Origin of the sequence: Methylosinus trichosporium OB3b (assembly GCF_002752655.1) — a bacterium.
In the GTDB taxonomy this organism is placed as follows: domain Bacteria; phylum Pseudomonadota; class Alphaproteobacteria; order Rhizobiales; family Beijerinckiaceae; genus Methylosinus; species Methylosinus trichosporium.
The window spans coordinates 4,433,566-4,446,653 of the sequence record NZ_CP023737.1; the positions used below are offsets into that span (position 1 = coordinate 4,433,566).

The window sequence follows — 13,088 nt, forward strand, 5'->3', positions numbered from 1 at the left end:
AAGATGGTACGGACCGTATAGTGATCGCGAGGCGGTATTCGAGCAGGCGAGGCGGTTCAGGCGTCAGGAAATGCGCGCCTGCGCAGTTTGCGCACCATAAATTGCCGAGAGCGCGGTGTAGCCGATCGCTGGGACGACCAGGCGATCGGCTATAAGTTATTGTCTCTAAAATATTTTATCTGGGTGACGCGGGACTCCAGGCTCGTGGCTCGCGGAGTTCCTTAACCATGATTGGACTGTTAAGCTTAACGATTGCTCGCTATCAAAGGCGACGCTCATGTTGTGGAAGAGTCGTAGCGGGTCTGTCGCGTGAAGTTGGTCGTTCGTTGTCTCAGTGCGGCAGCCCTGGCGGCGCTCTTCAGCGCAGGGCCGGCGCGCGCCTTCGATTTTTTCGGCCTCCTCGGCGGCGAGGAGCAGCCGCCGGAGCCGAGCGCCGAAGCGCTGCCCTATAAAATCGAATTCGCCGGCCTCGACGATCAGCCGCAGCTCGAGCGCGCGTTGCAGGATTCCTCCAGCGCCTTTCGCCTCCGCCAGCAGCCGCCCGCCGCCGGCGCCGGCCTCGCGCGCCGCGTCGTCGCCGATCTGCCGCGCCTCGTCGAGGCGTTGTGGGCCAATGGCTATTACGACGCAGAGGTGACGGCGAGCGTCGTCGGCGTGACCGTGCAGCCGGACGGCCATGGCGCCGACGCCGCCGCGCTCGCCGCCGAGCGGCTGCGCGGCCAGTCGCTCGCGCCGATTCGCATAGAGGTGACGCTCGGCGAGCAATATCATCTGCGCAAGGTCGCGATTCGCGACGCGCGGGCGCGCGCTCCCATCGACGAGGCGCTGCTGCCGAGGAAGGTCTATGAGCCCGACGCCGATTCGCCGGCTCGCGCCGCCGCGCTGCAATCGATGCAGGCGGCCTTCATCGACGAATTGCGCGCGCATTCGCATCCGCTCGCCAAGGTCATCGAGACGAAGCCGGTCATCGATCATCGCGAGAAGGCGATGGATGTGACCGTCGTCGTCGATCCGGGGCCGCGCGCGGGCATCGGCAAGGTGAGCGTGACCGGCGCGCCGGGGATCGATCCCGATGTCATCCGCTCCTTCATCTATCTCGAGGAGGGCGAGGATTATTCGCCGAAGACGCTCGCCGACGCGCGCAAATCAGTGGCGCGGCTCGAGGCGATCGGCTCGGTGAAGGTCGAGGACGGCGCGGCGCTCGACGCCAATGGCAATCTGCCGATCGTCATCGACACGGCCGAGCGCAAGCGTCATGCGATCGGCGCCGACGCCGTTTATTCCAATGTCGACGGCCCGGGCGTGCGCGCCTATTGGATGGATCGCAACATTTTCGGCGGCGCCGAGCGGCTGCGCGTCGATCTCGAAGGCGGCCTCGCGCCTTTCGGCTCCTCGCCGAATTACAATGGCCTCTCCTCGGTCCATCTCAACGATCTCGTCGGACGCGCCAAGGCGAGCTTTCTCGCGCCGGCCGCGCTCGGCGCGCGCGACGATCTGCTCGTCGACGGGATCGCTGTGCGCGAGAAGGTCGACGACTACCGGGCCTATTTCGGCAATCTCACCATCGGCGCGCGCCATCGTTTCAGCGATATCGCTTCGGTGCAGGCCGGCGTCGAAGTCGAGCGCGGGCACACGCACGACGCCTTCGGCCCTCATGATTACTCGCTGCTCGGCTTCCCGCTCTCGGGCAGCTATGACGGCACGGATAATCTGATGGCGCCGACCATGGGCGTGCGCGCCATCGCCAGCGTCACGCCTTATGTGAAGACCCTGTCCGACAGCGTCGGCTTTCTGCAATCGAAGGCGCAGGTCTCCGGCTATCACGCCTTCGACGAGGATGGTTTCTACGTGCTCGCCGGCCGCGTCGCGGCGGGGTCGATCATCGGCGCCGGCATCGCCGATATTCCGGCGAGCCATCGCTTCTTCGCCGGCGGCGGCGGCTCGGTGCGCGGCTATCGCTATCGGTCGTTGAGCCCGGACGAGGGCTTCGGCGTTCCGGTCGGCGGGCGCAGCCTGCTCGAGGCCTCGCTCGAGGCGCGCATAAAGGTGACGCAGGAGATAGGGATCGTGCCCTTCTATGACGTCGGCGCCGCTTTTTCCTCGCCCTATCCGGATTTCCAGTCGGAGATGCGCTCTTCGGTGGGCTTGGGGCTGCGCTATTACACGGCGATCGGGCCGGTGCGTCTCGATGTGGCGACGCCGCTCGGCCGCCGGCCGGGCGAGAACAGATTCGCGATCTTCATCGGCGTGGGGGAGTCGTTCTGATGGCGCGCGTCGATCGGGTGAAGTCGAACACGCCGGGAGGCTCGCGTGCGACCCTCTCCCATAGGGAGAGGGTGGCCGCGGAGCGGCCGGGTGAGGGGTTTCCCGCTCGCCGATTTTCCTGCGGCGCCCTCATCCGACCTCGCTTCGCGAGGCCACCTTCTCCCGCGAGCGGGAGAAGGAGGGGCGCCCGATGACGAGGGCTCCCACAAAGCGCCCGCGCTTTCTGCGCATCTTCCTCGGCGCCTTGGTTCTGCTCGGCCTCGCCGCTGTGGTCGGCGCGCGCTGGAACATTCGCGAGGGGCGCAGCTTTCTCGCCGACGCCATCTCGCGCGCCGCTTCGTCGCCCGGCATGAAGATCGAGATCGGCGCCTTCGAGGATCCGCTTTCGGCGCGGCCGCTGCTGCGCGATATTTCGATCGCCGACGACAAGGGCGTCTGGCTCACCATCGATCATGTCGCGCTCGGCTGGTCGCCGCTCGCATTGTTCGCGCTCGAGGTCGATGTCGAGCGTTTCGAGATCGGCCATATCGCCGTCACGCGCCGGCCGGCGCCGGGACCCGCGGCCGCCGCGCCCAAGAGCGGCGGCGGCGGCTTCTCCATCCCGCAATTGCCGGTGCGGATAAAGCTCGGGCGTCTCGCGCTCGAAAGAATCGCGCTCGCCGAGCCGGTGCTCGGCGCCGCCGCTGCATTTTCGGTGAGCGGCGACGCCGCGCTGCGCAGCGACGCCGCGCGCTTCTCGCTCGAGGTGAGGCGGCTCGACGCGCCTGGCGAGATCATCGCCAAGGGCGAGCTCACGCCGGGCTCGAAGGCGTTGCGCTTCTCGCTGACCGCGCGCGAGCCGGAAGGCGGGGCGATCGTGCGCCTCGCGCAAATCCCGGACCTGCCGGCGCTCGATGTCGCGCTGACCGGAGAGGGGACGCTCGACGATCTATCGGCGCGTCTCGCCGCCAAGGCCGGCGAGACCGAAGCCAATGGCGCCGCGCAGTTGCGGCGCGCCGGCGCCGCGCGGCGCCTCGATCTCGATTTTTCCGCGCGCGTCGCGCCGCTGCTGCCGCCGTCGGTCGCCATCGTCTTTGCCGGCGCGACGCGGCTCGACGGCGCTGCGACCTTCTCGGACGATGGTTCGGCCACGGTGGAGCGCATGACGCTCGCGGCCGCGGCGCTGCGCATCGACGCGACGGGCAGCCTCGGCGCCGATGGCGCGCTCGCCGCCGACCTCACGGTGAAGGGGCCGCCCGCGTCCGAAGAGGCGCAGTTCCGCGCGAAGACGCTGGACGCCGCGATCCGTCTCGCCGGAACTCTGTCGCGGCCGAGCGCACAAATTCATTGGTTGGTCGAGGATGCGCGCGGGCCCTTCGGCCGCATCGGCCACAGCGACGGCGACTTGTCTCTCGCCGCGGCGAAGAAGGGCGACGAGCGCTTCGACCTCGAGGGCAAGGCGCAGGGCGCGGGCCTCTCCTTCGTCGATCGCGGCCTGTCGGAGGCGATCGGCGACAGCTTCTCTTTCGTCTTGCGCGGCCGCGCCACCCGCGCCGGCGACGCCGAGATCGATCTCGCCACGCTGACGATCGGCGCCGCCGAGGCCGGCTTCGCTGGGCGCGTCGGACCGGACGTCGTCGATGGCAAGGCGAGCCTCTCGGCGCAGAGCCTCGCGCGCTTCTCGCGTTTCGCCGGCCGCGAGCTGCGCGGCGCGCTGACATTCTCCGCTGTGCTGAAGGGCGCGCCGAAGGACGGGACGCTGACGGCGACGCTGGGCGGCGCCGTCGCTTCGCCGGCGATCGGCGTCGCCGCGCTCGACGGATTGCTCGGCCGCCGGCTCGCGCTCACCGGCGTGGCCGGCCTCACGCCGGGCGGCGGCCTGCGCTTCGACCATCTCGCGCTCGCCGCCGATCATCTCCAGGCGACCATCGACGGCGCTGCGACGCGCGAAGCCGCCGACATTGTCGCCCGAATCGCGCTTCCCGATCTTCATCGCGCCGACGCGCGCTTTTCGGGGCGCGCCGATGTCGAGGCGAAGATTCTCGGCTCGCTGGACAAGCCCGATGCGCGAGTCGTGGCGACGCTGACCGATGTCCGCGCGGCCGGCCGCGGTATTCCGAAGCTCACGGTCGAGTCCGACGCGCGCGATCTGCTCGGCGCGCTCGATCTTTCCGCCACATTGCAGGGGACCGTCGACGGCGCCGCCGCGCAAGGCGGCGCCCATGTCGCCAAGGCCGGCGAGGGCTGGAGCGTCGATCGGCTCGACGTCGCGGTCGGACGCGCGGCGCTGAAAGGCGCGCTCGCGCTCGACGCCGCGGGCCTCGCCAAAGGACGGATCGCGCTCACGGCGCCCGATCTCGACGATTTCTCCGTTTTCGCGCTGCAGAAGCTCGCCGGCTCGCTCGACGCCGACATTGCGCTCGACGGCGCCAATGGCGGGCAGAATATCCGCATCGACGCCAAGGGCGCGCGCATTCGCGCCGGCGACGCCTCGATCGAGCGCCTTTCGGCGAAGATCTCCGGGCGCGACCTGCTGCGCCGGCCGGCGCTCGACGGCGACGCCGCGCTCGATGGCGCGCATGTCGGCGGGCAGACGATCTCGAAAGCGCGGCTGCGCGCGAGCCCGTCCGAGGGCGGCAGCGCGCTCGACCTCACCGCCGAAGCGATGGGCGCGGCGCTCGCCTTGCGCGGCGTGCTGACGCCGGGCGAGCCGATGCGGCTCGATCTGCGCGCGCTATCGGTGGAACGCGGCGGCAAGAAGATCGCGCTCGCCGCTCCGACGACGATCACGCTCGACAAAGGCGTCGTCGAGCTGAAGGATTTCGCGCTCGCTGCGGGCGCCGGCCGGCTGCGCCTGAAAGGCCGGATCGGCGAGCGGCTCGATCTTACCGCAGAGGCGCGCGCCCTGCCTCTGTCGATCGCCACTATGGCCGATGCGAGTCTTTCGCTCGACGGCGCGCTCGACGCCGATGCGCGCGTCGAAGGCCCGGCCGCGGCGCCCGGCGGCGAGTGGAAGGTCAAGCTCGCCAAGCTCGCGGCGCCGCAGACGCGCAGCAACGGCCTGCCGCCGATCGACATCGCCGCCCATGGCGCGCTCGGCGGCGGGCGCACGACGCTCGACGCCGACATCGCGCTCGGCTCGGCGGGGCGCATCGCCATCGCCGGATCGGCGCCGCTCTCGGCGACCGGCGGGCTCGATCTCGCGATCAAGGGAGCGGTCGACGCCAAGCTCGCCGACACGGCGCTCGCCGCCGGCGGCCAGACCTTGCGCGGCAAGGCCAATATCGATCTGCGCGTGATCGGCGCCGCCGCCGCGCCGCAGCTCGCCGGCTCCGTCATCCTGCGCGAGGGCGCTTTCGCCGATCCGGTCAATGGCGTCGCTCTCGTCCATATCGACGCGCGCATCGAAGGCAAAGGCCGCGAGTTGAACATTGCGCAGCTGACGGCGCAGACGCGCAATGGCGGCCGCATCACCGTCACCGGCCGTGTCGCCGTCGCGCCGGAGACCGGCTTTCCCGGCGCCATTCACATCATGGCGCGCAACGCCCAGCTCGTCTCCAGCGAGATTGTGACCGCGACCTCCGATCTCGATCTCGACATCGGCGGCGCCCTCGCACGGGCGCCGCGCGTCAGCGGGCGCGTGCGGCTCGCCAGCATGGAGGTCAATGTGCCCGACCGCCTGCCGGCCTCGGCGATCGCGCCGCCCGGGGCCACGCACATCGCCCCGGGCGAATTCGCCAAGCGCATGATCGCGCTCGAGAAACAAGCCAAGGAGAAGGCTGGAAAGAAGACCTCCTTCGATGCGGCGATCGATCTTGCCATCGCCGCGCCCAACCGCATCTTCGTGCGCGGCCGCGGCATAGATGCGGAGTTCGGCGGCGAGCTGCGCTTGACCGGAACGCTGCAGAAGCCGGTCGCCAATGGCGCCTTCGATCTGCGGCGCGGGCGCCTGCAGCTGCTGACGCAGCGCATCGACATTTCGCGCGGGCGGCTGACCTTCGCTGGCGGCCTCGTTCCACAGCTCGATTTTTCCGCGGAGACGACGGCGGGCGATGTGACCGCGACCATCGGCGTCTCCGGTCCGGCGGCGCTTCCGAGCTTCGCCTTCTCCTCGACGCCGTCGCTGCCTCAGGACGAGGTGCTGTCGCGGCTGCTGTTCGCCAAGGCCTCGGGCTCGCTGTCGCCGTTCCAGGCGGTGCAGCTCGCCGCCGCGCTCGCGCAATTCTCGGGCGCCGGCACGGGCGTCGACGCCTTCGAGAAGATGCGCCGCGCGCTCGGCGTCGATTCGCTCGATCTCGAGGCCGGCGGCGGCGAGGGGCCGAAGGTCGGGGCCTCGCGCTATATTTCGGATCGCATCAGCGTCGGCGTGCGCACCGGCATGAAGCCCGAGCAGACCGCGGTCGGCGTCGGCGTCGATGTGACCAAGAATGTGCGGGTGAAGGGCGAGACGCGCGTGGACGGCAAGAGCTCCGTGGGCGTCGGCGTGGAATGGGAGTATTGACCGGGCCGGGCGCGGCGCCTAATCCTGTGCGCAGCAGGTCGAACCAGAATCTCGACGCGCGCTCCTTCTCCCGCATGGCGGGAGAAGGCAGCCCGACGAAGTCGGGTCGGATGAGGGCGCCTGTGGGCTCGCGGCGATCCATCTCATCGGCTCGGACCCTCATCCGACCCCGCTTCGCGGGGCCACCTTCTCCCGCCATGCGGGAGAAGGAAGCGCCCATGCGTTCCGCAAATGAAGGACACGACGCATGACCGCCGCCGCCCGCCTGTCGCCCAAGAATTCCTTCCAGGGGCTGATCCTCACGCTGCAGAACTTCTGGGCGGAGCAGGGCTGCGTCATTCTCCAGCCCTATGACATGGAGATGGGCGCCGGCACCTTTCATCCGGCCACCACTCTGCGCGCGCTCGGGCCCAAGCCCTGGAAGGCCGCCTATGTGCAGCCGAGCCGGCGGCCCAAGGACGGGCGCTATGGCGAGAATCCCAATCGGCTGCAGCATTTCTACCAATATCAGGTGATCCTGAAACCCTCGCCGCCCGATCTGCAGTCGCTCTACCTCGCCTCGCTGGCGGCGATCGGCGTCGATGCGACGCTGCACGACATCCGCTTCGTCGAGGATGATTGGGAGAGCCCGACGCTCGGCGCCTGGGGGCTCGGCTGGGAATGCTGGTGCGACGGCATGGAGGTCTCGCAATTCACCTATTTTCAGCAGGTCGCCGGCTTCGATTGCGCGCCGGTCGCCGGCGAGCTGACCTATGGCCTCGAGCGCCTCGCCTGCTATCTGCAGGGCGTCGATTCTATCATGGAGCTGAATTTCAACGGCGGCGAAGGCGCGGACAAAGTCACTTACGGCGACGTGTTCCTCCAGGCCGAGCAGGAATATTCGCGCCATAATTTCGAGGCCGCCGACACCGCCAAGCTGTTCTCCGATTTCCGCGCCGCCGAGGCCGAATGCCGAGCGCTGCTCGGTTTCGGCGACAGGGGCGAGGGGCGCCATCTGATGGCGCTGCCGGCCTATGACCAATGCGTGAAGGCGAGCCACGCCTTCAATCTGCTCGACGCGCGCGGCGTCATCTCGGTGACCGAGCGGCAGAGCTATATCCTGCGCGTGCGCGAGCTGGCGCGCGCCTGCGGGGCCGCCTGGCTGCGCACCGAGGGCGGCGGCGCCGGCTGAACGGCGGCGCTTTTTCAGCTTGACGTTTGTTCTTTTTATGTTCTAATTCTGTTCACGATCTCAATTGATCGGATGTCTTTTCGTGAGGTTGATCATGCAGGTGATCGACGGAGAATCTGGTTCAGCCGGCGCTTTCGCGGCGCCGTCGAGCCCGGGCCGGGAGCTGGCGTCGTTGAGCGCCAGCGGGCTCGGCGAGCGCTTCTATTCCTGGCGCGCGTCCTGCGGACGTCTCTATGTCTGCTCGATTTTCCGGGCCGAAGAGGCCGCGCTCATCGCCGCTTTCGCCGGCGCTGCGGTCATCGGCGTGGTCCATGAGGGCGCGACGCGTCGGCCGGTCTGCGTGTTCGCGTCGGACGCATTGGCGACGGCGGCAGGGCGGCGCCTCAGGGCGGATGCGCGCCGGCTCGGCGTCAATGAATGGCACGTGCGCTTTTGCACGGGCGACCGCGATTTGACGCGCCGCTTCGCCCGGGCGCTGCTGAGCTGAGGGTCGATCAGGCGCTGCGCCGCTCCGCCGCGGGCTCCGTATCGTTCGACGCTTTGAGGCGGCGCACGATCTCGGCCAGCGCCGAATCATGCACCTCCAGCTGCCGCAGATGCTCATAGGTGTTGCGCACATAATCGGGATTGGCGCCCGAGGCGCCGACGCCGCGCGCCACCAGCCGCGCCATCTCCTCGATCGGGAGACGCCCGGCATATTGCTCATGGGCGCGGTCGACGACGAAAGTGAGCGCGCGTGTCGCTCCGCCACAGGGGAGCCGCAGGCCGACCATGCGCTCCACATAGACGGAGGTGACGAGCTCGCGTGCGCGGAGATAGGCGAGCGTCTCGGCCCGGGCCGCGCCGGCGACCCTGAAAGCGACGCCATGGCAGGAGCCGCCGTAATCGAGCCCGAGCACTAGCCCCGGGGCCTCCGGCGTGCCGCGATGGACATGCGAGAACACGCATAAGGAGCGGTGATAGCCATGCACGAAAGCCTGGGTCCTCTCGATGAAATCGAACCCGGGCCGCCACATCAGCGAGCCATAGCCGAACACCCAGAAGTCGTCGCCCGTCGTCGTCATCTTCCTTCCGATTCGGCCGCGATTCCCGTTCACGGCGCGTTATCCATGAAGCTCGCCGTATTTCGTCGGCGCGTAAAGCGCAATGTGCGCGCATATTCGGCGAAAAAATGGAATTGCGCGATGTCGTCACGGCGACGAGCTGAGCCATGACGCTGGAAAACGCTCGATCGTCAGCCGAATACGGAGTTCGGCTCCGGCGTCTCCACAGCTTGCGGCGGATCGGCGCATCCGCTTATCTGCTCTACGGTTTACGGTTTTTTCGTCGAGGGAGACTGATTTCATGAAGATCCTCGTTCCGCTCTTGCTGTCGGCGGCGCTGGTGGCTCCGTCCGGCGCGGCCTTCGCCGACCCGGCCGATTCGAAGGCGCCGAAATATTGCGCTGATTCGCTCGGCCGGCGCGTCATCTGTCCGACTCGTGAAGGCCGTTCGGTCGGCTCGTCGGACGAAGATCCAGACCCCTTGCTGGTCGGCGGCGGCGTGCTTCTGCTCGGCGGCGTCACGGCCGGCGCGCTGGCGCTCACCAATCGTCGGAACGACGGCCCCGTGTTTTTCGAGCCGTGATCGAAGCCTTTTCCCGGTTCGAGGCGGCTTTCATCGCCGCCTCGGCGCCGAGCGCGTAAAATCATTCACCATCGTCGACGAACCGATGCAACCTCCCGGCCACTGCGGCATTATCCCGACGGCGGCGTTTACGCCGAAGGGAGAAAGACATGTCGTCGACGGAAGAGTTTCATGAATGGATTTCGGCGCTCGAAGATCGGGCGCGCTCCGACGTGCGACGTCGCGCGAATCGCGTCGCCATTGTCGCTTTCATCGCGGCCGTCGCCGGAATTGTGGCTCTCTATGCGTTCGCCGGCCAGCACGTCCTGGCGATCTGGGCCGCCGTCGCTCTCTTCGGCTGGCTGTTCGTCGCCGGCGCCGCGCGAGTCTCGTCCGACTGACGCGCGTCAGAGCCTGTGGTCCTCGATGGAGGCGAGCACCATCATCGCGATCGACCAGATTACGCCCAGCGCGATGAAGATCAGCACCGAGAAATTGAGCCGACGCGGATAGCGAGAATCTTCCGGCATCGCCGGCGGGACGAAGACGGTGAGATAGAGCGTCTGCCGATTGGCGCGCTGCTGGGCGCGGTCGAGATTGGACCGCGCCATCGCATAGAGCTGCTCGGCGAGCGTGCGCTGCAGATCGAGCTCCTCGAATTTCGCGATCGAGCCCGACACCGCGCCGCCGCCTTCGCGATTCGTCAGCTTGGCCTCGAGCTCTTTGATCTGCTTTTCCGCCGTCTCGATCTGCTCGCGCAGCACGCGGACGGTCGGCGCGTCGGGCGACAATTCGCGCGTGGCGACGAACATCTCGTTCTCGAGCCTGATCTTATCGCCGATCAGCGGCGCGAGAAGGGAGCCGATCTCCGTGCTTTTCGAGCTCGGATCGATCATGCCGAACTGATCACGAAATTTGTTGAGCTCGGCGAGCGCCGATTGCACCGTGACAAAGGCGCGCCGCACGTCCTGCTCGGCCATTGTGGTCGCGTCGCGGCGCGCACGATCCGAGATGCGGTTGACGAGATCCTCGCTCGCGGAGATCAGCGCGCGCCCGAGCGCCAGCGCATCCTCGCGGCGGAAGGCCCGCACCTTGGCCGTGACGACGCCCGAGCCCGAATCGACATCGGTCTCGACCATAGAGATCCAATAGTCGACGAGCTTCTCGATCGAAGCGTTCTTGCCGAGCCGGGCCCAGAAATCGGCCTCCGGACGCTGGAAGATATCGCGCAAGCGGATTTTCGCCGAGAGGTCGTCGACGATCGCGCGGCTGCGGATATAGCTCGTGATCACAAAGGCGTTCTGCGTCGAGGTCTCGATGGTCACGCCGCCGCCGCCGGTCATGGCGCTGGCCGTGCCGCCGCCCTGGCCACCCCCCTGGCCGCCCCCTCCCAGCACGGGGGTGCTGGGTGGATCGAAAGTGTCGAGCGAGCGCACTGAGAAGCGCGTCTCGACGGTGAATTGGTCGGAGGCGATGAAGGCGAAATAGAGCGTCGCCGCGAGCGCTGGCGCCAGCACGAAGGCGATGAAGCTGCCGAGCGCCGGCGGAATGCGGTCACGCCAGCGCCACGCCCGATCCGCCTCGACCGCGACCCGCTCGATCTGCGCGACGACGATGCGCGCCGCGACCGGCGGCGCGCCCAGAGAGCGCGCCAGCCGGCCGAGCGTCGCCAGCGGGGCGCGGCGGCTCGCGGAGGCTGCGCCCGCGATCCCGTCCGCTGACGGCGCGGCCTCGAGCGTCTCGACGCGTTCTTTCACATCGTCCGTCAAGCCGCCTCCTCGATCGCCGCCTTGGCCGTGTAGTAGATTTCGAGGTCGTCCTCCAGCAGGAGCTCGATCTCGGGCAGACGGCGCAGCCGCGCCGCCAGCTCCTCGACTGCGGCAAAACGGGGAAGCGGCGACAGCGTACCGGCCGGTATCTGCAGCAACGCCTCGACCTCCTCGAGAAAAGCGTCGGAGCGCTCGCGCAGCCCGACGACGGCGAAGCTGGCGAGCGCTGCGAGCGCCTTGGCGACACCGGTGCGCGGCGGCGGATCGTCGAGCGCCTCGGAGGCGAGCTGACGCGTCAGCGGATTGGCGAGGATGGCGATCACATTCTTCTGCATCTGGTCGAAGGCGCGCCGCAGATTGCGGTCGTCGTCGTCGATCTGCTGCGCGAACTCGATCGCTGCGGCGAAGGAGAGCATGTCGCGCGGACCGAGCAGATCATCGCCGAATTTGGCGACATGCTTCAACGTCATCAACCGCTCGGCGAGCTCGTAATAGGGATCGTGCAGCAGCGCGATGCAATCGAAACGATCGTGCAGAAAGGATTGATAGGCGGAGAAGGCGAGACGCCCGCTCAGATAGAGCGAAGCGGCGTTGCTGATGTTGAACACCTGCATCGCCGTCTCGCGGCCATGGCGCTCGACGCCCTTGTGAAAGAATTGGAACCGGTGCTCGACCTGTTCGTCGAGGCGCCAGAGCGGGAACAAATGGGTCTCCAGCCGAAAGACGCATTTCTCGACCACCTGCGTCTTCTTGCGACGCCGGTAGATCACGATCCCCGTGTCGACGTCGGTGAGCTCCAGAGTGTCGTTCTTGGCGATGTCGGGCACGATTCGGGCGTCGATCGTGAAACCGCAGCAGCCGGTCGCGTGCCGGCCGGCGGTGACGAGGGCGGGCCGCTCGTCCTTGCACATGATCTCGGCGATCGGCTCGCCATTGCTGGTGATGCGCAGGCTCGGCGATTTGGTGAACTCGTCCGGAACGACATAGCCGACGATGCGATTGCCTCGGTCGGCTTCGATGTTGAACAGCATGAGCCCTGTCTCGCTCGCGTTCGTTCACTTCCCGCGCTCGCGCGGTGCGTGCTTGGCGGCGCGGCTGCGGAGGCGCGCGCATCGAGGGCGCTGTCTCGTCCCGAGAGGTTTCGAGCGCGCGACGAGCCGAGCGCTGCGCCCCGAAGCGGCGGACCCGCCCCCTGGCGACTCACTCTCTACATGATCATCCCCATCAGGGAAATGCTCACGCCGGCGCCGCCTCCAAGATGCCTCGATTTCGCCCGGCCTCGGCCATGCGCGGCGAATCGCGCCGAGCGAGCCTCATGCGCTCGCTCGGCGAATTTCGTTCGAGGGGAAATCGATGCTATCGCCGGGCGCAGGCGCGCGGGACCTCGCCGCCGCCGCCGGCGCGACGACTCTTCTGATAAGCGACGATCTCGCGGAACACGGGCGAGCCGCGGTCGAAGCTCAGATCGGTGATCGGGGCGACCAGAACGCGGGAGCCCGCTTTCTGGTCGGCGAATTCGAGGTGGCAGAGCAGCCCCTGAGACTCGCCCGCGTCATAGACCTGGATCACTGTGCATCGGGACGCGCTTCCGTGCGCCTTGGCGACGATGCGTCCGCCCGCCCGGGCGCGCAGCGGCAGGTGGCGCCGCAGCAGAAAGAGGATCTGATCGCTGCGGCGAGGGGGGAGGGAATCTGTAAAAGAATCGCAATCGATTTCTGAATTTGCCATCGCGCGACGACCTTCGTCGAAAAACGAGCCGTGGCGGAGCATAGCAACTGAAGGTCACATGAATGTCCCG

Annotated in this window: 10 protein-coding genes; 6 read left to right on the plus strand and 4 right to left on the minus strand. The window is 67.9% G+C overall.

Translation table 11 applies throughout. From position 1 onward, the window contains the following. The first annotated feature begins 309 nt into the window (after window positions 1–309). The 4 genes from CQW49_RS21010 (at window position 310) to CQW49_RS21025 (ending at window position 8,403) form a co-directional block, all read left to right on the plus strand. Window positions 310–2,265 carry an autotransporter assembly complex protein TamA gene (locus CQW49_RS21010; protein WP_003614416.1) on the plus strand — a complete coding sequence of 652 codons (1,956 nt, stop codon included), beginning with the start codon at window positions 310–312 and terminating at the stop codon, window positions 2,263–2,265. Window positions 2,266–2,455: 190 nt separating this feature from the next. Continuing rightward, entirely contained in the window at window positions 2,456–6,745 is a 4,290-nt protein-coding gene (locus CQW49_RS21015; RefSeq protein WP_003614415.1) for a translocation/assembly module TamB domain-containing protein, read from the plus strand. 265 nt (window positions 6,746–7,010) lie between these two features. Next, window positions 7,011–7,916 (plus strand): glycine--tRNA ligase subunit alpha, encoded by a 906-nt coding sequence (locus tag CQW49_RS21020; protein ID WP_024749431.1) that lies wholly within the window; start codon window positions 7,011–7,013, stop codon window positions 7,914–7,916. Window positions 7,917–7,998: 82 nt separating this feature from the next. Next, complete coding sequence (locus CQW49_RS21025; protein ID WP_155931227.1) at window positions 7,999–8,403, plus strand: hypothetical protein; 405 nt, start codon at window positions 7,999–8,001, stop codon at window positions 8,401–8,403. Window positions 8,404–8,410: 7 nt separating this feature from the next. On the opposite strand, the gene CQW49_RS21030 is transcribed toward CQW49_RS21025, so the two are convergent. Beyond that, window positions 8,411–8,980, minus strand: a complete 570-nt coding sequence (locus tag CQW49_RS21030; RefSeq protein ID WP_003614411.1) for a gamma-glutamylcyclotransferase — start codon at window positions 8,978–8,980, stop codon at window positions 8,411–8,413. 280 nt (window positions 8,981–9,260) lie between these two features. Between CQW49_RS21030 and CQW49_RS21035 the strand changes: the two genes are divergently transcribed. Further along, on the plus strand, window positions 9,261–9,542 hold the full coding sequence (locus CQW49_RS21035; protein WP_003614409.1) for a hypothetical protein: 282 nt from the start codon (window positions 9,261–9,263) through the stop codon (window positions 9,540–9,542). A gap of 149 nt (window positions 9,543–9,691) precedes the next feature. Next, window positions 9,692–9,922 carry a hypothetical protein gene (locus CQW49_RS21040; RefSeq protein ID WP_003614407.1) on the plus strand — a complete coding sequence of 77 codons (231 nt, stop codon included), beginning with the start codon at window positions 9,692–9,694 and terminating at the stop codon, window positions 9,920–9,922. A gap of 6 nt (window positions 9,923–9,928) precedes the next feature. Here CQW49_RS21040 and CQW49_RS21045 read toward each other — a convergent pair whose 3' ends face one another. From CQW49_RS21045 to CQW49_RS21055, 3 genes are all read right to left on the minus strand, one after another. Continuing rightward, window positions 9,929–11,290 (minus strand): KpsE/RkpR family capsule polysaccharide export protein, encoded by a 1,362-nt coding sequence (locus CQW49_RS21045; RefSeq protein WP_003614405.1) that lies wholly within the window; start codon window positions 11,288–11,290, stop codon window positions 9,929–9,931. After that, window positions 11,287–12,321, minus strand: coding sequence for a hypothetical protein (locus CQW49_RS21050; RefSeq protein WP_003614401.1), 1,035 nt, complete (start codon window positions 12,319–12,321; stop codon window positions 11,287–11,289). The genes CQW49_RS21045 and CQW49_RS21050 overlap by 4 nt, the downstream gene beginning before the upstream one ends. Before the next feature lie 325 nt (window positions 12,322–12,646). Continuing rightward, window positions 12,647–13,018: a hypothetical protein gene (locus tag CQW49_RS21055; RefSeq protein WP_003614400.1), complete on the minus strand. Its 372-nt coding sequence runs from the start codon at window positions 13,016–13,018 to the stop codon at window positions 12,647–12,649. Between the last annotated feature and the right edge of the window lie 70 nt (window positions 13,019–13,088).

Excerpts from the sequence above, each read along its gene's own strand:
- CQW49_RS21015 (WP_003614415.1), top strand. The coding sequence starts at position 2,456 with ATGACGAGGGCTCCCACAAAGCGCCCGCGCTTTCTGCGCATCTTCCTC.
- CQW49_RS21030 (WP_003614411.1), bottom strand. The coding sequence starts at position 8,980 with ATGACGACGACGGGCGACGACTTCTGGGTGTTCGGCTATGGCTCGCTG.
- CQW49_RS21035 (WP_003614409.1), top strand. The coding sequence starts at position 9,261 with ATGAAGATCCTCGTTCCGCTCTTGCTGTCGGCGGCGCTGGTGGCTCCG.
- CQW49_RS21040 (WP_003614407.1), top strand. The coding sequence starts at position 9,692 with ATGTCGTCGACGGAAGAGTTTCATGAATGGATTTCGGCGCTCGAAGAT.
- CQW49_RS21050 (WP_003614401.1), bottom strand. The coding sequence starts at position 12,321 with ATGCTGTTCAACATCGAAGCCGACCGAGGCAATCGCATCGTCGGCTAT.
- CQW49_RS21055 (WP_003614400.1), bottom strand. The coding sequence starts at position 13,018 with ATGGCAAATTCAGAAATCGATTGCGATTCTTTTACAGATTCCCTCCCC.